Annotated in this window: 22 protein-coding genes and 1 tRNA gene; 20 read left to right on the forward strand and 3 right to left on the reverse strand. The window is 39.9% G+C overall.

Annotated elements, in window-relative coordinates; translation table 11 throughout:
* Position 1: 1 nt before the first annotated feature.
* From hisG to NSS70_RS04220, 14 genes are all read left to right on the forward strand, one after another.
* Positions 2–640 (forward strand): ATP phosphoribosyltransferase, encoded by a 639-nt coding sequence (gene hisG / locus NSS70_RS04155; protein ID WP_063389289.1) that lies wholly within the window; start codon positions 2–4, stop codon positions 638–640.
* Positions 637–1,932 (forward strand): histidinol dehydrogenase, encoded by a 1,296-nt coding sequence (hisD, locus tag NSS70_RS04160; RefSeq protein ID WP_327873130.1) that lies wholly within the window; start codon positions 637–639, stop codon positions 1,930–1,932. Before hisG ends, hisD begins: the two co-directional genes overlap by 4 nt.
* Complete coding sequence (gene hisB, locus NSS70_RS04165) at positions 1,925–2,512, forward strand: imidazoleglycerol-phosphate dehydratase HisB (protein WP_063389171.1); 588 nt, start codon at positions 1,925–1,927, stop codon at positions 2,510–2,512. The genes hisD and hisB overlap by 8 nt, the downstream gene beginning before the upstream one ends.
* A gap of 2 nt (positions 2,513–2,514) precedes the next feature.
* Positions 2,515–3,126: an imidazole glycerol phosphate synthase subunit HisH gene (hisH, locus tag NSS70_RS04170; protein WP_327873131.1), complete on the forward strand. Its 612-nt coding sequence runs from the start codon at positions 2,515–2,517 to the stop codon at positions 3,124–3,126.
* A gap of 4 nt (positions 3,127–3,130) precedes the next feature.
* On the forward strand, positions 3,131–3,868 hold the full coding sequence (hisA, locus tag NSS70_RS04175) for a 1-(5-phosphoribosyl)-5-[(5-phosphoribosylamino)methylideneamino]imidazole-4-carboxamide isomerase (RefSeq protein WP_066249069.1): 738 nt from the start codon (positions 3,131–3,133) through the stop codon (positions 3,866–3,868).
* Positions 3,865–4,623 carry an imidazole glycerol phosphate synthase subunit HisF gene (gene hisF / locus NSS70_RS04180; RefSeq protein ID WP_063389168.1) on the forward strand — a complete coding sequence of 253 codons (759 nt, stop codon included), beginning with the start codon at positions 3,865–3,867 and terminating at the stop codon, positions 4,621–4,623. Before hisA ends, hisF begins: the two co-directional genes overlap by 4 nt.
* The gene (gene hisIE / locus NSS70_RS04185) at positions 4,620–5,237 is read left to right on the forward strand and encodes a bifunctional phosphoribosyl-AMP cyclohydrolase/phosphoribosyl-ATP diphosphatase HisIE (protein WP_339194365.1); all 618 of its coding nucleotides are present in this window, start codon (positions 4,620–4,622) and stop codon (positions 5,235–5,237) included. Before hisF ends, hisIE begins: the two co-directional genes overlap by 4 nt.
* Positions 5,238–5,318: 81 nt before the next feature.
* Positions 5,319–6,749 (forward strand): tetratricopeptide repeat protein, encoded by a 1,431-nt coding sequence (locus NSS70_RS04190; RefSeq protein WP_339194367.1) that lies wholly within the window; start codon positions 5,319–5,321, stop codon positions 6,747–6,749.
* Between the two features lie 99 nt (positions 6,750–6,848).
* Positions 6,849–7,796 (forward strand): thioredoxin-disulfide reductase, encoded by a 948-nt coding sequence (gene trxB / locus NSS70_RS04195; protein ID WP_063389165.1) that lies wholly within the window; start codon positions 6,849–6,851, stop codon positions 7,794–7,796.
* Positions 7,797–8,085: 289 nt separating this feature from the next.
* Complete coding sequence (locus NSS70_RS04200; protein ID WP_063389164.1) at positions 8,086–8,544, forward strand: 8-oxo-dGTP diphosphatase; 459 nt, start codon at positions 8,086–8,088, stop codon at positions 8,542–8,544.
* Between the two features lie 207 nt (positions 8,545–8,751).
* On the forward strand, positions 8,752–9,636 hold the full coding sequence (gene rapZ, locus NSS70_RS04205; protein WP_186439301.1) for an RNase adapter RapZ: 885 nt from the start codon (positions 8,752–8,754) through the stop codon (positions 9,634–9,636).
* A 2-nt stretch (positions 9,637–9,638) separates the two neighbouring features.
* Entirely contained in the window at positions 9,639–10,595 is a 957-nt protein-coding gene (locus NSS70_RS04210) for a gluconeogenesis factor YvcK family protein (RefSeq protein WP_339194370.1), read from the forward strand.
* A 23-nt stretch (positions 10,596–10,618) separates the two neighbouring features.
* Positions 10,619–11,569, forward strand: a complete 951-nt coding sequence (gene whiA / locus NSS70_RS04215) for a DNA-binding protein WhiA (protein ID WP_063389162.1) — start codon at positions 10,619–10,621, stop codon at positions 11,567–11,569.
* 26 nt (positions 11,570–11,595) lie between these two features.
* Positions 11,596–11,853: an HPr family phosphocarrier protein gene (locus NSS70_RS04220; protein ID WP_063389161.1), complete on the forward strand. Its 258-nt coding sequence runs from the start codon at positions 11,596–11,598 to the stop codon at positions 11,851–11,853.
* Positions 11,854–12,559: 706 nt separating this feature from the next.
* Here the strand turns inward: NSS70_RS04220 and clpP are convergent.
* On the reverse strand, positions 12,560–13,138 hold the full coding sequence (clpP, locus tag NSS70_RS04225; protein ID WP_063389160.1) for an ATP-dependent Clp endopeptidase proteolytic subunit ClpP: 579 nt from the start codon (positions 13,136–13,138) through the stop codon (positions 12,560–12,562).
* A 263-nt stretch (positions 13,139–13,401) separates the two neighbouring features.
* Here clpP and NSS70_RS04230 point away from each other — a divergent pair.
* The 5 genes from NSS70_RS04230 (at position 13,402) to NSS70_RS04250 (ending at position 18,571) form a co-directional block, all read left to right on the forward strand.
* Positions 13,402–13,477: transfer RNA gene (locus tag NSS70_RS04230), tRNA-Arg, on the forward strand.
* Positions 13,478–14,494: 1,017 nt separating this feature from the next.
* A complete protein-coding gene (locus NSS70_RS04235; RefSeq protein WP_066249117.1) occupies positions 14,495–15,139 on the forward strand; it encodes a LytTR family DNA-binding domain-containing protein in 645 nt (214 codons plus the stop codon).
* Between the two features lie 141 nt (positions 15,140–15,280).
* On the forward strand, positions 15,281–15,679 hold the full coding sequence (tnpA, locus tag NSS70_RS04240) for an IS200/IS605 family transposase (RefSeq protein WP_094245197.1): 399 nt from the start codon (positions 15,281–15,283) through the stop codon (positions 15,677–15,679).
* 11 nt (positions 15,680–15,690) lie between these two features.
* Positions 15,691–16,803 carry an RNA-guided endonuclease InsQ/TnpB family protein gene (locus NSS70_RS04245; protein WP_003353586.1) on the forward strand — a complete coding sequence of 371 codons (1,113 nt, stop codon included), beginning with the start codon at positions 15,691–15,693 and terminating at the stop codon, positions 16,801–16,803.
* Positions 16,804–17,056: 253 nt separating this feature from the next.
* Positions 17,057–18,571, forward strand: coding sequence for an acetyl-CoA hydrolase/transferase family protein (locus tag NSS70_RS04250; protein WP_339198902.1), 1,515 nt, complete (start codon positions 17,057–17,059; stop codon positions 18,569–18,571).
* Between the two features lie 1,048 nt (positions 18,572–19,619).
* Here the strand turns inward: NSS70_RS04250 and NSS70_RS04255 are convergent.
* On the reverse strand, positions 19,620–20,747 hold the full coding sequence (locus tag NSS70_RS04255; RefSeq protein WP_339198905.1) for a glycerate kinase: 1,128 nt from the start codon (positions 20,745–20,747) through the stop codon (positions 19,620–19,622).
* A gap of 1 nt (position 20,748) precedes the next feature.
* Positions 20,749–21,579, reverse strand: a complete 831-nt coding sequence (locus NSS70_RS04260) for a MurR/RpiR family transcriptional regulator (RefSeq protein WP_339198907.1) — start codon at positions 21,577–21,579, stop codon at positions 20,749–20,751.
* A 157-nt stretch (positions 21,580–21,736) separates the two neighbouring features.
* Here NSS70_RS04260 and NSS70_RS04265 point away from each other — a divergent pair, with 157 nt between their 5' ends.
* Positions 21,737–23,062, forward strand: coding sequence for a 6-phospho-alpha-glucosidase (locus NSS70_RS04265; RefSeq protein ID WP_063388732.1), 1,326 nt, complete (start codon positions 21,737–21,739; stop codon positions 23,060–23,062).
* The last annotated feature ends 12 nt before the right edge of the window (positions 23,063–23,074 follow it).

Below are 23,074 nucleotides of genomic sequence, written 5' to 3' on the forward strand. Positions count from 1 at the left end.
CATGTTAACGATTGCGATGCCGAAAGGGCGAATTTTTTCAGAAGCTGTCGAACTATTAAGAAAATCAGGCTACAAGCTTCCAGACGAATTTGATGAATCAAGAAAACTAATTTTGACCGTGCCGGAAGAAAATATTCGCTTTATTTTAGCGAAGCCGATGGATGTCGGAACATATGTAGAGCATGGTGTTGCAGATGTTGGGATCGCCGGAAAGGATGTCATGATGGAAGAAGAGCGGGATGTTTTTGAAGTGCTTGATTTGAAAATTAGCAAATGTCATCTGGCTGTCGCCGGACTGCCTGATACGAAAATGAATGACATCGCTCCAAAGGTGGCGACAAAATATCCAAATGTGGCTTCTAAATATTTTCGAGAGCAAGGGGAGCAGGTCGAAATCATTCATTTGAATGGATCGATCGAGCTGGCGCCATTGATTGGACTGGCTGACAGAATTGTCGATATTGTTTCGACGGGAAGAACGTTAAAAGAAAACGGATTAGTAGAATTTGAACATATTGCTGATATCACTTCAAGACTCATTGTCAATCCCGTCAGCTATCGGATGAAGGACAAGCCGATCGACATGCTTGTGGAGCGGCTTGCCAAAACAGTGGAAGAAGGAAAGGAGGATTCGGATTGAAAATTATTCACATCACTAAGGATCAAAAGCTTTCCTTGAAAAGATCGATTGACGCTGGAACAGAGGAGCAGCGCAAAATTGTGAAGGAAATTATTGAACGAGTCAAAAAGGAAGGCGATCAGGCGCTATACGAATATACGAAACGTTTTGATGGGGTAGATCTTCAATCTTTGCGCGTATCAAAAGAAGAAATTAGTCGAGCGTACGAAGCGGTAGATAAAGAATTCATTGACATTGTTCAAGAAGCAGCAGAAAATATCTTTCATTTTCATGAAAAACAAAAGAAAGAATCATGGTTTTATTTCGATGAAAAAGGAACAATGCTCGGTCAGAAATTAACGCCGCTAGATGCTGTCGGCGTTTATGTTCCCGGGGGCACAGCTGCCTATCCTTCTTCTGTTTTAATGAATATCATGCCGGCTAAAGTGGCTGGTGTAGGCAGAATCGTGCTCGTTTCCCCTCCAGATCAAAATGGGAGCCTGCCGGCGGAAGTGCTGGTGGCAGCCAATGAAGCTGGCGTATCGGAAATATATAAAGCTGGCGGCGCCCAAGCAATTGCCGCTCTAGCTTACGGTACAGAAACAATTGAACCGGTCGACAAAATTGTCGGTCCTGGCAATATATTCGTTGCTCTTGCAAAGCGGGAGGTGTTTGGAACAGTTGATATCGATATGATCGCCGGGCCAAGTGAAATTGTCGTCTTAGCTGATGATACGGCTGTTCCGCATGAAGTTGCGGCCGATTTATTGTCGCAAGCAGAGCATGACAGGCTGGCAACCAGCATCCTTGTTACACCTTCTATAAAATTAGCAAAGGAAGTTCAAAAGGAAGTTGCGGCACAATTGGCCGATTTGCCGCGAAAAGATATCGCCGCTGCTTCGATCGAACAGTTCGGTGCTATTTATGTAACGGATTCAATCGAGGAAGCGGTTGGGATAGTCAACCAATTGGCACCTGAGCATTTGGAGGTATTAACGGAAAACCCGACGGGTGTTCTGCCAAAAATTAAACATGCAGGAGCCATCTTTTTAGGGAGATATAGCAGTGAACCTGTAGGCGATTATTTCGCAGGTCCCAATCACGTTTTGCCGACAAACGGAACAGCGCGTTTTTCCAGCCCGCTTAACGTGGATGACTTTATGAAAAAGTCCAGCATCATTTCATACAGTGAAGAAGCATTCCGTGCATATGCTTCAAAAATTGCAAAGTTTGCAAGATATGAAGGATTAGAGGCGCATGCAAGAGCAATTGAAGCTCGACTAGAAAAAAGAGGAAGTGATCGAAATGAATAGAACCGCCACAATATCTCGAAAAACGAACGAAACGAATATTCAGCTGTCATTTTCAATAGATGGTGAAGGCCGTGCAGATCTAAAAACTGGAGTTCCTTTTTTAACTCATATGCTTGATCTGTTCACAAGGCATGGCCATTTTGATTTAAAGATTGAGGCAGAAGGCGACATTGATATTGATGATCATCATACGACAGAGGATATTGGCATTTGTTTGGGACAGGCGATTCAACAAGCTCTAGGTGATAAAAAAGGAATTAAACGGTACGGTCATGCCTTTGTCCCAATGGATGACTCTTTAGCGCAGGTTGTTATTGATTTAAGCAACCGACCGCATTTTGAAATGCGTGGAGAATTGCCGAAGGGAAAAGTAGGAACATTTGATACGGAGCTTGTTCATGAATTTTTATGGAAGCTGGCGCTTGAAGCCCGGATGAACCTGCATGTAATCATTCACTATGGAATGAATACCCATCATATGATTGAAGCTGTATTTAAAGCGTTGGGGAGAGCTCTTGATGAAGCGACTATGATCGACCCCAGAGTCAAAGGGGTTCCATCAACGAAGGGGATGTTGTAAAAATGATTGGCGTGATCGACTATGGCATGGGGAATTTATACAGCGTCTCGAAAGCCTTGGAACGCATGAATGCGGAATATTTTGTATCAAGTGATTTAAACGAGCTTGAAAAGGCAACAGCTTATATACTGCCAGGAGTAGGCGCATTCAAAGACGCGATGGCTATTTTAACGGAAACAAAAACAGATAAATTTTTGAAGGACGAAGTGCAAAAGGGAAAGGCTTTATTAGGTATTTGTCTTGGCATGCAGCTTTTGTTCAACGAAAGCGAAGAACACGGCTGGACTGAAGGACTCGGCTTTTTAAACGGCCAAGTAAAAAGAATTCCAGGAGAAAATGTAAAAGTCCCGCATATGGGATGGAATAAGCTGACTTTTCAACGAGATCATCCTCTTATAACTGGTCTTCAAGAAGATTACGTATACTTTGTCCATTCTTATTATGCGGTCGTAAACGATCCGGACGTTGTGGTCGCCAGCGCTTCATACGGTGTGACGGTTCCGGCTATTGTAGGAAATGGAAATGTATTCGGCTGCCAATTTCATCCGGAAAAAAGCGGCAAGCTGGGACTAGCCATTTTGAAAAACTATTTAACTTTTGTATCAAGGATGTGAGCTAATGATGAGTTTTACTATTTTTCCCGCCATTGATTTGCGCGGAGGGAAATGCGTCCGGCTGCTTCAAGGCGATTACAATAAAGAAACGGTTTACGGAGATTCACCGTTTGCTGTCGCCGAGTCGTTTGTAAAGGAAGGTGCTGACTGGATTCATATGGTAGATTTGGATGGGGCAAAAGAAGGAGTCCGCGTGAACCATCAACATGTTTTGAAAGTGGCAAAAGAGCTAAAAGTAAAGGTACAAGTTGGCGGCGGCATTCGCACAGAAAAAGATGTATACGAATATTTGGAAAACGGTATTTCCAGGGTTATTTTAGGCAGTTCTGCCGTTTCAAACAGGTCATTTGTTGAAAAAATGCTGGCTGAATACGGCGGCCGAATCGCAATCGGTATCGATGCGAAAAATGGCTATGTATCAACAGAAGGCTGGCTGAATACGTCCGAAGTTAAAGCGGTTGATCTTGGAAAAGAACTGGCGAAAAGCGGTGCAGAAACATTTATTTTTACTGATATTGCGACAGATGGAATGCTCTCGGGACCAAATGTCAAGGCGATTGTGGAAATGGCAAAAGCAACTGGAAAAACAGTCATCGCTTCCGGAGGGGTAAGCTCCATTGATGATTTGAAAAAGTTAAAGCAATATGAACAGGATGGAGTGAAAGGCGCTATTGTCGGAAAAGCGCTTTATACGAAAAAATTCAGCCTCCGCGATGCTATCCATGAGGTGAATGGGCTATGATTACGAAACGCATCATTCCTTGTCTAGATGTTAAGGACGGACGTGTCGTCAAAGGCGTGCAATTTGTCCAGTTGAAAGATGCGGGCGATCCGGTGGAGCTAGCGAAATTTTATGATGAAGAAGGAGCAGATGAGCTTGTCTTCTTAGATATTTCCGCATCTCATGAAGGCAGAAAAACGATGATTGATGTTGTCGAACGAGTAGCAGCAACATTAGCCATTCCCTTTACGGTCGGAGGCGGAATCAACTCTTTGGAAGATATGAAAAAAATTTTGCGTGCTGGTGCGGATAAAGTTTCCATTAACACTTCTGCTGTATTAAACCCTTCGCTGATTATGGAGGGAGCTGATTACTTTGGCAGCCAGTGCATTGTGGTAGCGATTGACGCAAAATACGATCCGCAGCTCGGAAGCCACCGCGTCTATACGCACGGGGGACGAAAAGCGACCGAATGGGAAGTCGTGGCGTGGGCAAAGGAAGCTGTAAAAAGAGGTGCTGGCGAGATTTTGCTGACTAGCATGGATCAGGACGGAGAAAAATCCGGCTTTGACATTGACTTAACCAAAAAAGTAAGCGAGGCAGTTCCCGTCCCAGTCATTGCATCCGGCGGCGCCGGTAATGCTGAGCATTTTCTTGAAGTTTTTCGCGATGCCCGAGCGGATGCAGCGCTGGCAGCTTCCATTTTCCATTACAAAGAAACATCAGTCAAAGAAGTAAAAAGATTTTTGCAAAAAGAAGGGGTGAATATACGGTGAACATAGCAGAACTCAAATTCGATGAAAATGGACTTATTCCAGCGGTTGTTCAAGATGCTGTTAGCAAAGAAGTGTTAACAGTAGCTTATATGAACGAAGAGTCGCTAAAAAAAACGTTGGAAACGAAAGAAACATGGTTTTACAGCCGTTCGCGCCAAAAACTTTGGCATAAAGGAGAAACGTCCGGCAATACACAAACTGTTCAAGAGATACGCTATGACTGTGACAAGGACGCGCTTGTCGTGCTGGTAATCCCGAATGGTCCGGCCTGCCATACAGGACAATACAGCTGTTTTTCAAAAGAAAGTGGCGGCCAGGTGGACGGTAGCCGTTTTGATATTATTAACAAGCTGGAGGCCGTCATTGCTGAGCGTGAAGCTGAGCGTCCGGAAGACTCTTATACTACCTATTTGTTTGAAAAAGGCTTGGACAAAATTTTAAAAAAGGTTGGAGAAGAAGCTTCAGAGGTCATTATTGCAGCAAAAAACCGCAGCCATGATGAGCTGAAATGGGAAGCCGCGGATTTATTATTTCATTTGCTTGTTCTGCTGCGCGAGCAAAAGCTTCCGCTCGATGAAGTATTGAAAGTTTTAAAAGAAAGACATGAAAAATAATCGCGAGTAAAAATAGGTTTTTCCTATTTATAAGATATGGTATACTATCCCTCGGCAAATAAAGTGAAATGGAGGGTTTGAGTGGGAAACCGTAAAGTAAAAAAAGACGAAGATTCAAAAATTGTTTCGTTTTTCCAAGACAGTGCAACGTTTTATCGCTGGGGATTAAAGGCTTATCAAAAAGGCGATTTGCAGTCGGCTTCAAAATTCGTCAAGCGGGCAGTAGATCTGGATCCGTATAACGAAGAAATGATTTGCAGGCTGGCCAGCATTTATACCGAATTAGGAAAGTTTCAAAAATCAAACGAACTATTAACATATATTATTGAACATATTCACCCTCATTCGGTAGAATGCTATTATTTTCTTGCAAATAATTATGCTCATCTCGGCTTGTTTCACGAAGCTTATAAACATGCAATGATATATAAGGAAAAGGCGCCGCAAGGCATATTTTCCGTAGAAAACAGCGATCTTCTTGAAATGATCGAAATGGAAGAAGAGGCTGAGCATTCGGATGATCTAATCGTGAAGCAAGAAAAAGCGCGCTCTTTGCTTGAAAATGGACAGTTTCAAGAATCTATTTCCATTTTAAAAGAGATTATAACTGATTACCCAGAGTTTTGGTCCGCTTATAACAATTTGGCGCTTGCCTATTTTTACCTTGGGGAAGTGGAAAAAGCGAAGGACATGATTTCCCTCGTGCTCCGGAAAAATCCAGGGAATTTGCATGCTTTATGCAATTTGCTTGTATTTTTTTATTATGAAGGTGATGAAACGAGCATAAGCATGCTAGTTGAAAAACTAAAAAGAGTTTATCCGCTTGTTTCAGAGCACCAATATAAACTGGGGGCGACGTTTGCACTCATCGGCTTTTATCCTCATGCATTCAAGAGACTCCATGCCTTGTATCGAAAGGGATTTGAGGGGGATGACACGTTTTATTATTGGCTCGCATACTCTTCTTATTTTATAGGACACTATGACTTTGCTAAAAAAATATGGAAGAAGGTTCTGTATTTAAATCCGCGGAAGGAAGGCTCTGAACCGTGGAATATGAAAGGGCTAAACGAAATGGAAAATCAAGTCCCGGAGCGACTGCTTTCTATCTATTTCGCAATGAAAATGGATGAACGAGCGTATTTAGTAAATGAACAGGAGTTTGAAACTCGTCTTGAAAGAGAAGCTGTTCAATATGCTTTAAGCGTTTTAAATGGCAAAAGGCCGACAGGTTTTCATGCTGTTCATTTCGCTTTCCATGTGGCCGATAGTTTAATGGACAAAACGTCAGAAGGAAAAGAATTGGTTTTATTTTGGTTTCGGCTTTTCAAAAATGCCTTCAAGTTCGACATAAAATTTCGCAATGTCAACGCATGGTCAGCAGCTGTCTATTATTTATGGATGAAACAGATAGGAAAAAACATCACACAAGATGGTGCGGCAAATCACTTTAACATCAGCAAAGCTACGCTGTCTAAATACGTGCGCGTCGCAAAAAAATTGAAAATGTGAGCAAATAAATAGCACGAGACATTTATTTTATATAGGATATGTTGTAGGGAATAATAATTTTGTATTATTTATTGGATCATATGATGAGGAGTGAGTCTCGTGTCTGAAGAAAAAATTTATGATTGTATCATTGCCGGAGCAGGACCTGCAGGATTGACAGCTGCTGTTTACACATCCCGCGCCAACCTTTCTACTTTAATGATAGAAAGAGGCGTGCCTGGAGGACAAATGGCCAATACGGAAGATGTTGAAAACTATCCTGGATTTGATCATATTTTAGGGCCAGAGCTATCAAATAAAATGTTTGAACATGCTAAAAAATTTGGTGCTGAATACGAATATGGAGATGTGAAGGAAATTGTCGATGAAGGCGAATATAAAATCGTCAAAACAGGCAACAAAGAATATAAAGCGAGAGCAGTGATTATCGCTACAGGGGCCGAATATAAAAAGCTCGGCGTGCCTGGAGAGAAAGAACTGGGCGGACGAGGCGTCTCTTATTGTGCTGTATGCGACGGAGCATTCTTTAAAGGAAAAGATTTGATTGTTGTCGGCGGCGGAGACTCTGCTGTCGAGGAAGGAGTTTATTTAACCCGCTTTGCGAACAGTGTGACAATCGTTCATCGCCGCGATCAATTGCGCGCCCAAAAAATATTGCAGCAGCGCGCCTTTGATAATGAAAAGATTGATTTTATTTGGAATCATACAGTAAAAGAAATTCATGAAGTCGACGGGAAGGTTGGCAAAGTCACGCTTGTAAATACGATAACAAATGAAGAAACAGAAAAAGAGATAGACGGTGTATTTGTATACATTGGCATGGTGCCGCTGTCCAAACCTTTTGAAAATCTCGGAATTACGAATGAAGCAGGATATATTGAAACAAATGAAAACATGGAAACGAAAATTCCCGGCATCTTTGCGGCAGGAGATATTCGGGAAAAATCTTTGCGGCAAATTGTAACTGCAACTGGCGACGGAAGCATTGCTGCCCAAAGTGCTCAACATTATATTGAAGAATTAAAAGAGAAATTAAAAAATGCCTAAAATTGTTAACAAAATCGTAACTATGATTTAATTGTGCTGTAACATCAATGAAATAAAATTCAGTTACTATAAAAGTAGTAATTGACCCCCTTTTATAATATATACTTTTGAGCATGGGCAACCCTTCCCATGCTCCTTTTTTTGTTGCACCTTTTCTTTTGAAACCTTTAAAAGAGAAAAAACGTATGATAAAGTAGGAAAGCATGCGCATTGAGACACTATAGCATTTAATTGTATAATAAAAGGAATAAATATTTTTTATGTACCGCAACCTAGGGGTGAACTTGCTTTGCAAAGGGTTACAAATTGTGTTCTTGTTCATGAAGGTCAGCTGCTCTTGCTTCAAAAACCGCGCCGGAATTGGTGGGTAGCCCCTGGAGGGAAAATGGAGCAAGGGGAATCGATAAAAGAATCTGTTGTAAGAGAATTTAGAGAAGAAACTGGAATTTATTTAATAAATCCAAAAATTAAAGGGATTTTCACGATCATTGTCAAAGATGGAGATAAGGTTGTTCAAGAATGGATGATGTTTACATTTTTCGCAACACAATTTAACGGGGAAAATGTTTTGGAAACTGAGGAAGGAAAGCTGAAATGGCACTCGATTGATGAAATTAAACAGTTGCCGATGGCTGCGGGCGACTACCACATTATTGAATATATGATTAAAGGGTCAGGAATCATGTATGGAACATTCATCTATACACCTGATTATGAGCTTTTGTCTTATCGGCTCGATCCACAATAAAGAAAACTTCAGCTGCAAGAAAATCGAAGCCAAGGTTCAGAGAAGAGGATATACATGCCAGTTTCAAAATTTCCGCTAAATAAATTTATGATTTGACTCTTCTCATCCTTGATCAAAAAGCTATCAGATCAAAAAAATAAATCCCGATATTTCCTATTCAACATCTGTTACTGAATATTTTTCTTTTGAAAAAACGGGGGGCTTTGAATGATGAGTGAAACTTCAAATATTAAGATGGTTATTATTACGGGGATGTCCGGGGCAGGTAAGACGGTTGCGATTCAAAGCTTTGAAGATCTTGGATATTTTTGCGTCGATAATCTTCCACCTACTCTTTTGTCCAAGTTTTTAGAGCTTATGAAAGAATCGAGAACGAAAATGAACAAAGTAGCTGTAGTTATGGATTTGAGGGGAAGGGAATTTTTTGAATCTTTCCATCAGGCAATTGAAGAAATCAATGATATCCCGTGGATCGCACCGCAAATTTTGTTTCTTGATGCACATGATCAAGTATTAGTTAACCGGTATAAAGAGACGAGAAGAACCCATCCATTAGCTCCAAAAGGTCTTCCGCTTGAGGGGATCCGCCTTGAACGGGAAATGCTGGAGGAATTAAAGGGACGTGCGCAAATTGTATATGATACATCCAACTTAAAGCCAAGAGAATTAAGAGAAAAAATTTTAAAACAGTTCGCAGAAAATGGCGATCAAACCTTTACGTTGAACGTTTTATCATTTGGATTTAAATATGGTTTGCCGATCGACGCGGACTTAGTGTTTGACGTGAGATTTTTGCCCAACCCGTATTATATTGATCATATGCGCCCTAAGACGGGGCTTGACGAAGAAGTTTCATCATATGTTTTAAAATGGACAGAGACATCTAAATTTTTAGAGAAGCTGACAGATTTACTCTCATTTATGATCCCTCATTTTCAAAGAGAAGGAAAAAGTCAAGTGGTCATTGCAATCGGTTGCACTGGCGGACAGCATCGCTCGGTGACTCTGGCTGAATATTTAGGGGATTTTTTCCGCAAAAACTACAAAGTGCATGTATCCCATCGTGATATTGAAAGGAGAAACTATCGATAACTATGGATAAAAAGAAAATCGTCATTATTGGAGGAGGAACCGGATTATCTGTTCTGCTTCGAGGCTTAAAGCTGCTCCCTTTTGATATCACGGCCATTGTAACAGTTGCAGATGATGGCGGCAGCTCCGGTAGACTTCGTGATGAACTGAACATTCCCCCGCCGGGCGACATTCGCAACGTGTTAGCTGCTCTTTCCGATGTGGAACCGCTAATCGAGGAACTTTTCCAGCATCGTTTTAAAAAAGGGAACGATTTGATTGGCCATTCTCTCGGCAATTTAATACTTGCAGCGATGACCAATATCACCGGTGACTTTATGCACGCCATTCGGGAAATGAGTAAAGTATTAAATGTTCGCGGTACTGTTTTGCCTGCAGCGAACCAGAGCGTTGTATTAAATGCGGAGATGGAAGATGGATCTGTTGTGAAAGGGGAATCGAAAATCCCTTTTTCAGGAAAAAAAATTAAAAAGGTGTTTTTAACCCCGAAAAATGTAAAACCTCTTCAAGAAACGATCGATGTCATCAGACAGGCACATATGATCATTTTAGGGCCTGGAAGTCTTTATACAAGCATTTTACCGAATTTGCTCGTTCCGAAAATTGGCGAGGAGGTTTGCAAGTCCTCGGCCAAAAAAATATATATATGCAATGTCATGACTCAGCCAGGGGAGACGCTAAACTATACAGCGAGCGATCATGTGAAGGCTCTTTACGATCATTTAAACTGTCCGTTTATTGATGTGATCCTCGTGAACAACGGATCTATTCCCGAATACATACAAAAACGCTACGCGAAAGAATCAGCTTTTCCTGTCCAAGTCGATGCAGAGGCGCTAAAAGATATGGGACTTCGAGTAGTGCAGGACAACATGGTCTCCTTCGATCAACATGTTATTCGACATGATACGAATAAAGTGGCAAACATCTTAAAAAATTTGCTTCTGGAAGAAACGTAATCGGAAAGGGCGGTAATGGAAACATGTCGTTTGCTTCAGAGACGAAAAAAGAATTGACAACACTGGAAGTAAAACAATGTTGTTTAAAAGCAGAGTTGTCCGCGCTCATCCGAATGAACGGAACTGTGTCATTTTCCAACCGGGAATTGCTTTTGGATGTGCAGACTGAAAACGCAGCGATTGCAAGACGCATTTACATGCTGATCAAAAAAAAATATGACGTTCCGATCAAGCTGCTTGTACGAAAAAAGATGCGATTAAAAAAGAATAACGTCTATATTGTTAGAATGAATGAACAAGTAAAAGAGATTTTGGAGGATTTGCGAATTTTAGGCAAGGATTTTATGTATAACCATCAAATCTCTTTAGACCTTGTGAAAAAAAAGTGCTGCAAGCGGTCGTATATGCGCGGTGCGTTTTTAGCGGGCGGATCTGTCAACAACCCGGAAACTTCTTCATACCATTTGGAAATCTCGTCGTTATATAAGGAACATAACGATTCGCTATGCAGCTTGATGAATACGTTTTATTTAAATGCAAAAACACTGGAACGGAAAAAAGGATATATTACATACTTAAAGGAAGCTGAAAAAATTGGGGAATTTTTGACATTGATCGGTGCCCATCAAGCTCTACTGCGTTTTGAAGATGTCCGAATCGTTCGTGATATGAGAAATTCAGTGAACCGCCTTGTCAATTGCGAAACAGCAAATTTAAATAAAACCATTGGAGCTGCTTTACGGCAGGTAGAAAATATAAAATTCATTGATGAAAAGATCGGATTAAGCGCCTTACCTGAAAAGCTGAGGGAAATTGCAGAATTACGGGTTATGTATCAAGATGTGACATTGAAGGAACTAGGTGAAATGGTGTCCAGCGGGAAAATCAGCAAATCGGGAATCAACCACCGATTAAGAAAAATCGATGAAATCGCTGAAAAATTGCGGGCTGGCAAAACGATTTCATTTAAATAAATTTTTAAGAAGAGAGGGATTATAATATGGTTGAGAAAAAAGTGGAAGTTCGGTTAAAAACCGGTTTGCAGGCACGACCGGCTGCATTGTTTGTTCAGGAAGCCAACAGGTTTTCATCTGACATTTTTATCGAAAAAGACGGGAAGAAAGTAAACGCCAAAAGCATCATGGGGTTGATGAGCTTAGCTATTAACAGCGGCTCTGAGATCACATTGATCGCAGAAGGAAACGATGAGGAAGAAGCATTAGAAGCGCTTATCAACTACATTCAAAATGAAAATTAATGTGAACAAACAAAAAAATTGCCACAAAATTCATCAATGGATGGATATTGCCTCTCTTGTGGGAGAAAGCAGGAAACAACCGCTGTCAGCCACAAGAGGGCTTTATTTTTGCTAAAACTGATATGAAGACGAAATGGCTTCGGGTGCGTTAATAGAAAAGTTGTGATAAATCTTATGTTGGGAGAGAGCTTCGTGAAGGTTCTTAACTGGAACTTTTGGATTCAAAGCATTGCGAAAGAGCGGGGCGAATCCGAGCAATATATTTGGTGTAAGTACTATTTTTTCATAAATCTGCGATCAACATTCAAGAAAAAACAAACGTGCTTTGATATGGTTCGAATGACTTACAGCTGAATGGATAAAGAGAGATTCTAGCCCTTTATAACATGAAAAAATCGAGTATAACACTTGTTTTTGCCAGCAGGTGTCCAGAAAAAACTTCAGCAAAATACGGTTTACACAGGCTCTCCGAAAGCATATTTAATCCTTCATCCGGCTCGATCCGCATTTTGGGCTTAGATTAAAGCAATATCGGCAGTTAACGGCCTGACGATTCCGGTCAAAAAGTTAAATGAGGAGCTGCTGTCAAGATCATTCTTGACATTTGCTCCTCATTCAAATGCGTGAAGGTATGAAGCAGCGGTTTATTTTTATACTGTCTGCTTGATATGTTTAAATTTTTTTGTCTTCCTATTTGAGGCAGCTTTTATTTTGTTAAAACTTTGTCAATCAACCCATATTCTTTTGCACGTTCAGCTGACATAAAATTGTCGCGGTCCGTATCACGTTCAATTACTTCAAGAGGCTGGCCAGTGTTTTCAGATAAAATTCTGTTCAATTTATCTCTTAAAGAGAGAATTCGTCTAGCTGCAATATCAATGTCAGTTGCCTGACCTTGCGCGCCTCCTAACGGTTGATGGATCATTACTTCACTATTCGGAAGGGCAAAACGTTTTCCTTTTGCACCTGCCGCCAATAAGAATGCTCCCATGGAAGCAGCCATTCCTATACACATCGTGGATACATCAGGTTTAATAAATTGCATCGTATCATAAATCGCCATGCCAGCAGTAATTGATCCGCCCGGGCTGTTAATGTAAAGGGAAATATCTTTTTCAGGATCCTCCGCTGCCAAGAAAAGAAGCTGAGCAACGATGGAGTTTGCAACATGATCATCAATTGGCGTACCAAGGATAATAATGCGGTCTTTTAACAATCTTGAATAAATATCGTAAGCACGTTCACCACGGTTTGTCTGTTCAATAACAGTCGGTATTAAATTCATTATGTTTCCTCCCTCGCATCAAAGTTAAAGTCATTTCTATTCCATCATACATAAAAGGTCAATAAAGGTCAAACAAAAAACTTTTATATATAATTATTTATAAGATCAATACATGTACCATCATACCCTCATTTTTTATTTTTCAAACAACGATGAAAAATGAATTTTTCAAAACAATTTTGACACGATGGATAATAAGCAAAATTTATTCTTGCATATACTGTTCGGTTCGATTATAATATAATTCGTGACATTTGAAAAATGCGCTCGTAGCTCAGTTGGATAGAGCGGTGGTTTCCGGTACCACGTCCGTCGGGGGTTCGAGTCCCTCCGAGCGCGTAAGCCTAGAGCAACAAGGGTTTAGAAGTCGTTCAACGGACGGGAACTACCGAAAAACGGACAACGTATTTTCGTAAGGTTTCCGTCCTACTGAATCAAAGAGACAAAGAGACCGCGTGCCTCCAAAATGAAAAATTTTGGAGGTTTTTATTATGCGAAAAAGGCTAGAAGGGTAGTTTCAAGACATCTGATTGTAGATGTAATCTCGATTCTATGACGGTTGCAGAAGGATTAAAACACGCTAAGATCATTTACAAAACGGAAGCTATCCAGGACGAACGAGTACCGATTATTGAAGTTCTTGAAAAAATTTTATAGATGTTGTCGGTTTTAGAGATCTTACTACTGACCAAATTAGACGGTACATTAATACGTCATCTGTAACCGTGGATATTCTTTTCGGTGCTATTAAATCGATTTATAGAAAGCTACATAAATACGGTATTATTTGAAGAAAGTCTCGTCAAAAATGCCAAAATTAATAAGGATAAACAACGAATCTTTGTGCTTACAGACACGCAAGTAAAGAGGCTATGAAACGTCAAAGATATAAGTATTTACGTGATTTCGTGACTATGGTGCTATTAAACTAATGGTAGAGTGAGAACAAAGGGCAAACTAAGTTGAATAATCAGAAATTTCAGGTATTTTTAGATAACGGTATTATTATGTTACTGGGACCAAAAACAATAGCCGTAAAAGCCGGATTGTTCCAATGACTAAAGAAGTATGTAAACTACTTGATAGAAGAAATTCGAGGATACTTCGGTAACATTTCATATGTTTTCGTTAATCAATATAGTGAAAAGTTAAAAAGAAGGAAACATCAGAAAAATATTCAAACTAAAAGACGAATGTTGCGTAAGTCTTACACTGTTTAAGACATACATTTATCGTAACCTATTTGAAAAAGGTGACGATATTCATCGCACTCGATAAGAACTATGCCAAAAAGGGTGAAAAAAATGTAAAATATTAATATCTTGAAGATTTATAGATCACGAAGGGTGTTGAAGAATGGAACGTATTTCAGTAGTTTCCATTTTAGATGTTATTGGTGAATTGTTTTCTGATGAAGTTTCGATTGCTGTTTCCAATACAAAGGAATATATCTATTACCGGCCGAGCAAACGGATTGATTTGAAAATCAGACCGGGAGACTTGGTGAGAAAAGGAACGATTGCGTATAAAGCTTTGCACACCAAACAAAAGGTTTCTGAGTTTATTAACCGCGATGTGTTTGGCGTTCCTTATCACGGGATGGCTGTGCCGTTTTTTTGGGAAGGAAAGCTTGAGGGATGCGTCACTGCGATTTTTCCTGCTTTGACGGATGGAAAATCTGTTGTGACCGTCAAAACTGATGATGGATGGGTTCCTATTCCTTTTTCGAAAGTTGCGTATTTAGAAGCAAAAGATAAAAAGACCTATGTGTACACTGAAGGATGCTCAGGAACGCATAAATACTCTCTCCAGGAATTTGAATACTTGCTTCCAAAGGACTATTTTATTCGCTGTCATCGGGCTTTTATTGTGAATGTCAACCATATTAAGGAAATCTACCCTGATGCACATTCAACTTTTTTGCTGTTGATGAATAACGGTGATAAAATTCCTGTCAGTCAGTCCTACTCCAGTTATTTTCGAAAATTGCTTGGATTTTAACGGATTTCCGAAAGAAGTCTCCCATCCTCAAGGAATGTGCAGGGCGTAGCCCAATGAGTAGGTGGGAGATGAATTTCGGTTGGCTTTAGCCAAAGGTTTTGATATAATCAGTCTTATATATAAAAAAGGATTGATATATCAATGAAATTGGATAGTAATAATCATTCAGTGTTCCTATTACATTATCATCTTGTATTAGTTGTAAAGTATCGCAGAGAAGTGTTCACCGATGAAATATCTGATTTTGCAAAAGATATGTTCATTGAGATCGGAAAAAAATACAACATTACTTTGACAGAGTGGAATCATGATAAGGATCATATCCACATCCTATTCAAAGCACATCCTAATTCTGAATTATCGAAGTTCATCAATACTTATAAGAGTGCAAGTTCTCGACTGATAAAGAAAAACTTTCCTCATATCCGAAAAAGACTATGGAAAGAGATGTTTTGGTCAAGAAGCTTTTGCCTGCTTACAACAGGCGGTGCACCAATAGAAGTCATAAAAAAATACATTGAAAATCAAGGTCAGAAGTGAGGTGATTTGATATGGCCAAACAAAACAAAGCCTTCAAATTTCGTTTGTATCCGAATAAAGAACAGAAAATCCAATTAGCCAAAACATTTGGTTGTGTTCGCTTTGTCTACAATAAGATGCTGGAAGAACGTAAGGAAACGTATGAGAAATTCAAAAACGATAAAGAAACGCTTAAACAACAAGCATTCCCGACACCAGCGAAATACAAAGATGAATTTCCATTCCTAAAAGAAGTGGATTCTTTAGCTTTAGCAAACGCACAGATCAATTTGCAAAATGCTTATAAGAACTTTTTTGAAGGTCGTGCGGAGTTTCCTAAATTCAAAAGCAAGAAAAATAAACAATCTTACACAACCAATATGGTCAACGGCAATATTAAGCTAGAAAATGGTCATATCAAACTACCAAAAATCAAAAAGCCAATGAAAATGAACCGACATAGAGAAATACCTGCTGATTATAAAATCAAATCTTGTACTATTTCTAAAACAAAGACAGGTAAATATTATATTTCGATTTTGACAGAATACGAGAAAGATATTCAGTCAGTAAAGATTCAAAAAGTAGTTGGCTTAGATTTTGCTATGGACGGTCTATATGTCGAGAGTGAACAGGGTGAGAAAGCCAATTACCCACGGTACTATCGACAAGCATTAGACAAACTGGCAAAAGCACAACGAATTCTTTCTCGCAGAAAAAAAGGTTCTGCACGTTGGGAAAAACAACGTTTGAAAGTAGCAAAGTTACAAGAGAAAATTGCCAATCAACGCAAGAATTTTCTTCACCATAAATCAAAAGAATTAGCATCAACCTATGACGCAGTTATCATTGAGGACTTAGACATGAAAGGAATGTCTCAAGCCCTCAATTTTGGAAAAAGTGTTCATGATAATGGCTGGGGTATGTTCACTACTTTCTTAGAATACAAGCTAAAAGAACAAGGGAAACAACTTGTAAAAATCGATAAGTGGTTCCCTTCTACTAAGAAATGTTCTTGTTGTGGCAAGGAAAAAGAAATGCCATTATCTAAACGTGTATATGAATGTTCTTGCGGTTTTGTATTAGATCGTGATCACAATTCAGCAATCAATATCAAAAATGAAGGATTACGCATATTAGCATAAAGAATAATAACTTTCGGAACGAGAGGGTTAGCTCGGTCAATTTCCCGTCAATAGATAGGATTACCCGAGAAGCCCCCACTTCAAGCGACCCGCAAGGGTGGTAAGTGGAGGGTAGTTCACAAAATCGTTCTGTTTTAGTATAGAAATTAAGTTGTTTATCTGAATTTTCGGTCACTTATCCCCAAAACCTTGCCCCATTAACTTTTATCGGTAAAATAAATTTTAAATTCATTAAAGGGGAGATGATGGGGAAATGGACAATAAATTGGAAAGGATTGAAGATTTGCGTTTGCGCGATCGAATAGTCACAGCTGATGAAGCCGCATCATGGATCAAAGACGGGATGACTTTAGGGTTAAGCGGATTTACACGCGCGGGTGATGCGAAAGCGGTTCCATATGCGTTGGTAAAACGTGCAGAGCGAGAATCGTTTAAAGTAAATGTGTATACAGGAGCCTCTTTAGGTTCTGATATCGATAAAATGTTCACTGAAGCTGGCATTTTAGGCAAGAGGCTTCCTTTTCAGGCAGATCCTACGATGAGAAAAGGAATCAATCGGGGAGAATTTTTATTTGTCGATCAGCATTTGTCCCATACTGCTGAATTAGTGCGCTCAAATGTTATGTATCCAATCGATTTTGCAATTTTGGAAGCGGTTTCTATTACAAGAGATGGAATGGTTATTCCGACAACCTCCATTGGAAACTCGTTGACATTTGCCCAGCACGCAAAATCGATCATTATAGAGATTAATATGGCACAGCCTGCAGACTTAGTAGGAGTGCATGATTTGTATGAACCGGAGAAACAAGGGGAAAGAAAACCAATTCCGCTGACAAAATCGAATGATCGAATCGGTACGATCGGAATACCGATTGATATCGAGAAAGTAAAAGGAATTGTATTTACCAATCAGCTGGATTCACCGTCGACAATTGTGCCTCCGGATGAAGAAACAGTCATTATGGCGCAGCATTTGATAGAGTTTTTGCGTAAAGAAATTAAAGCCGGCCGGTTAACGGAACGTTTGGCCCCGCTGCAGTCAGGCATCGGTTCCGTCGCCAATGCAGTTCTTCATGGCTTGCTGGATTCAGAATTTGAGGATTTAGAGGTGTATTCTGAAGTATTGCAGGATGCAGTCTTTGATTTGATAGATGCGGGCAAAGTCCGTTTTGCCTCTTGTTGTTCGATTACCCTTTCAGAGCCGAAAATGAAGGACGTTTTCTCGAATTTTAAGAAATACCGCGACCGTTTAGTGCTGAGACCGCAGGAAATTTCCAACCATCCTGAAATTATTCGCCGGCTCGGTTTGATTTCCATTAACACAGCATTGGAAGTGGACATCTACGGCAACGTCAATTCAACCCACGTACTTGGAACGAAAATGATGAACGGCATTGGCGGATCCGGTGATTTTGCAAGAAATGCCCGCCTGGCGATTTTTGTGACAAAATCAATAGCGAAAGACGGAAACATATCAAGTATTGTTCCTTTTGTCTCCCATGTTGACCATACGGAGCATGACGTCGATGTCATCGTCACCGAGCAAGGGTATGCGGATCTCCGGGGCTTGGCGCCAAGAGAGCGTGTGGAACTGATTATCGAACGCTGCACCCATCCGATGTATCGCGACCAGCTTCGTGAATATTATCAGGAAGCTCTTGCAAGAGGAGGGCATACACCACATGTTTTAGAAAAAGCTCTTTCATGGCATATAAATTTTGCTAAAAACGGAACGATGCGTGAAGAGATTGCACATAGCGTTTAATCGGATGACAATTTATTCGTGCATTTTCTAGACATGCGAAGAGATCGGCATAGCTTGATCAAAGAAGGAATTTATCAACTAGAGATCAATTTTGTGGATATCACACAACAAATGTTTTCACCCCCTTAGCGTTAAAAGCACTAAACGAATGGACTTATTAATTGATACTGTACTGAAAAATTTAATAAAACATAAATTCGAGTTGAAGGCAGAAAACGATTGTTTTTGCGAAAATCATCATACAGAACGGATAGTGAGCGCTTTGATCAACTGTTTTCTGAGAATAAGGACGGATTTGCAATGGTTATTGATTACAGCGTCAACTGGTATCTAATGTTAATCGATCATTTTTCTGACGCAAATTGCTGTATCAGCCGATAAACTCGATACTGAAGTCGATATTCCGGAAGTCGTCAATCTCGTGTTTTTTCAAGAAAGGACGTTCGACATCAAATTTTTGGCAAATAATTGGGTTCAGAACACGCTTATATAAAGACTTACTAGGATTGGAGAAGTTAATACGCATTCACCTTTTTGGCAATTTTGAGTTTTTCTGCGAAAATCCAAAAGGAATGGAAGGAAATAGTTTAACGGAACGGTTGTTTAACATCGAAGTCGAAATCATTAAAGAACTTTAGCATTTGCAGCACCAAGAAGAAAAGTATATGGGTTAAAAACGGAGTTATGGAATAAAAGTTGAAAGAACCGTTTAAACGTGCAGGAAGCATTATAGACTTGTTTAAAGACAACATGGATGATCGTGAGGAAAATGATCTGTATTCGATAATTTAACACAAAATTGTGAAGATATTGTCGGTGCTTAATGGAATACATCTATTATTCTTTTACCTTCATTACAAAAGAGGCATCTTAGATGTTGAACAAGATCTTAGATGCCTCTCTAATGTGGAAATTTGGAGATTTGCCGGTCAACCTTCTAGATAAAATTGAGATGGAATAAGGGGAAAGTTATTTTTGCAGTATTCAACATAAAAATCCGAAAAAAAATTTCCCCATCTGGATTATAAAAGCGAAAACCTGGATCCGATTATATCTTCAAAGAGTGAATAAGATGCATCACTTGCTTCGTCTGATTGTACAATAGCTGTTTTGCCTGATCCATACATTCCTCAATCGTCAATGGTTTAGTAATAATCGAAAAGACTCCGTGAAATTTGCTGCGGAGCACATCCAAATTGCCTGCAAGCGAGCCGGATATTAATATCGTTGGAACTCCGTATATTTGAGCGAGATCAGCGATATAGCCGGGCGCTTTTCCGTATAATGTTTGTTCATCGCTTTGTCCTTCTCCTGTAATGACAAGATCCGCCTGCTCTATTGCTTCCTTCAAGTTCGAAGCTTCTGCTACAAGCTCAGCACCGGATATAAGCTTTGCGCCTAGTACAAGGAATGCAAATCCCAAGCCTCCTGCTGCCCCTGCACCTTTCACGTTATTGAAGACTTTTCCTTGCTGCTTCTCAATAAGAGCAGCAAATCGGGCCAATGCTTCGTCGTAAATCGGTATTTGTTTGCTGCTGGCACCTTTTTGCGGTCCGTAAACTGCGCTGGCACCTTTTTCACCACATAGCGGATTGTCCACATCACAAGCAACCTTTATTGTAATATGTTCCAATCTCGGATCCAAACGGTCGAAACTTACTTGATTGACCTCCAATAAATCTTTTCCGAAAATCCCCGCTTCTTTTCCTTCTTTATCCCAAGCTTTCATGCCAAGCGCCTGTAAAAAGCCAAGGCCCCCATCATTTGTAGCACTGCCGCCAAGCCCGATAATAAACGATTTACAGCCTTTATCCAATGCATCTTTCATCACTTCGCCAAGTCCGAAAGTAGTGGTCACATCCGGGTTTCGTTGTGAAGGAGGCACTTGGACAAGCCCAGCGATATTGGCAACTTCAATAGCAGCCGTATTATTTTCGAGGATGGCATAATATGTTTTTATTTTTTTGCCCAAGGGGCCTGTACAGGTTACCTCAATGCGATCCCCGGCTGAAGAGGCTAACAATGCATCGACTGTTCCTTCTCCACCGTCAGCCATTGGCTTTGTTCTTACTGTATCACCATAATGAAGGTCAAGTATTGCTTGTTTCATAATATTTGCTGCTTGAGAAGAGGTCAGACTCCCTTTAAAAGAATCAGGTGCTACGACAATATTCATTTTAGCTGCCTCCTTTGTTTGTCTGATATCCTTCCGAATTTTTAAAAACGATAGAGTAAACGAGATAAATGGAATTAATTACACTCAGCATATTGATTTCTTCCAAAATAGGTGATTTAAAGGATTCTAGTTTGCAGCTGCTCACTTTGATGATTTGTTTCGCATTCTGTGCTAAATAGCCTTTTTCATTGCCTGTAATCGCAACGATAGGAATGCCTCTCTTCTTTAATACCTTTACTAGCTGAACGATAAATCTTGTTTCTCCGGAAAAAGAAATGACAACGGCTAAATCTCTGGGCGTAAGTGATTCTGCTTCGGAAATTTGATTTTCATGGTTGCTGTACGCAGTAGCATATTTGCCCAGACGAATAAATTTGAATTGTGCATTTCTTGCAATGAGATGCGAAAATGTTACCCCAAAAAAAGCAACTTTTTTTGAGTGATGGATTTCGTGAACAACTTGAATGATTTCCTTTGAGCGGAGAAATTGCTCTGTTTGCTTCAGAGAAGCATGTAATTCGTCATAATATTCGTTTATTTGTTTTAGATTAAATTTCGTTTTAAGGTTTTGATAGTCTACTTCGGTATCATTAAATTCAATAAATGATCTGGCATATTCTTTAAGCTCTTTAAACGTAATATTTTCAAAGCGCTGACAAAATCGGGTGATCGTTGCAGGTGATGTATGGCACGCTTCAGCTAATTCATAAATGGACATTTTCGGGATTTTTTCCACATTCCTCAAAATATATTCGGCAATAATGATTTCTGATTTTGTTTGGTCTGTTGAAGATTCAATGAAGTTTAATAATTTAGCCATAAAGTTGTACATCGAATCACTCCGGATTTCATATTTATTGTACGCTCTATTATAAATGACCATGAAAAAAGTTTCATAAAATGAAATTTTTCCTGTCTTTGTTTTTTCGTTCGTTAAGATATCGGTAGAAGCAGTTACATGAAAAATTACTACCAGGAGCTGAAACACAATGAAAAAATTCAATGTACTTATTGTTGGCGGGGGGAGTACTTGGACGCCAGGGCTTTTAAAAGCAATTTGCTCGCGTCAAGATACTTTCCCGATCAACCGATTGGTCATGTATGATATCAATTACGAACGCCAAAAAATAATTGGCGAATTTGCGAAAGTGCTCTTTAAAGAAGAGTACCCTGACATTCATTTTAGCTATACAACAGATAAAGAGGAAGCATTCACGGAAGATATCGATTTTGTTTTTGTGCAAATGCGTACTGGCGGCTATGAAATGCGTGAAAAAGACGAAAAGATCCCGTTGAAACTAGGGGTTATCGGTCAGGAAACATGTGGGCCGGGCGGTTTTGCTTACGGTATGAGATCGATCCGCGATATGATTCAATTGGTCAAGGATGTCAGAAGCAAAACGAAAGACGCATGGATTTTAAACTACACAAATCCTGCTGCTATCGTTGCGATTGCGTTACAGCAAATGTTTCCTGATGATAAAAGAATCCTCAATATTTGCGACCAGCCTGAAAACTTGCTTCGTTCGTACGGCCGTTTATTAAATATGAATGAACGTGATTTTGATCCTGTATACTTCGGATTAAATCACTTTGGCTGGTTTACTCATTTATATGATCCGCAAGGCAATGACAAATTGCCTGAGTTAAGGGAAATGATTTTGAAAAACGGCTTCCGTCCGGCTGACTACGAGCAAAGGGATAAATCATGGCTCGAAACGTATGCCATGGTGCAGCAAATGGTGCGAGATTTTCCGGACTATTTGCCGAATACGTATTTACAGTATTATTTATATCCAGATAAAGTGCTGAAAAAATTGAATCCGGATTTTACGCGTGCAAATGAAGTACAAGCCGGAAGAGAGAAACGCGTATTTGAAGATTGTGTGCGCGTTGCTGAAACAGGAACCGCAAAAGATTCCAACGTAGTAGCAAATGATGCGCATGGCGAGTTTATCTTAATTGTTGCAGAATCCATTGCATACAACAAAGGCGACAATTTTATTGTCATTTTGAAAAATGATGGAATCATCAGCAATTTGCCGGATGATGCGATGGTTGAAGTGGCTGCAAGTATAACCTCAAACGGGCCTAGACCATACGCAGTTGGAGAAATTCCAACATTCTATAAAGGATTGATTGAAGGGCAATATGCGTATGAAAAACTTACTGTGGAAGCATATATGGAAGGCTCATACGCCAAAGCGCTGCAAGCTTTAACTTTAAATCGTACAGTGGTATCTGCAGCAAAAGCAAGAGAGGTATTGGATGCCTTAATCGAAGCCAATAAAGAATACTGGCCGGAATTGCGATAATAACTTGTCCGT

The organism is Aeribacillus sp. FSL K6-2848 (assembly GCF_038004325.1).
GTDB lineage: Bacteria > Bacillota > Bacilli > Bacillales > Aeribacillaceae > Aeribacillus > Aeribacillus composti.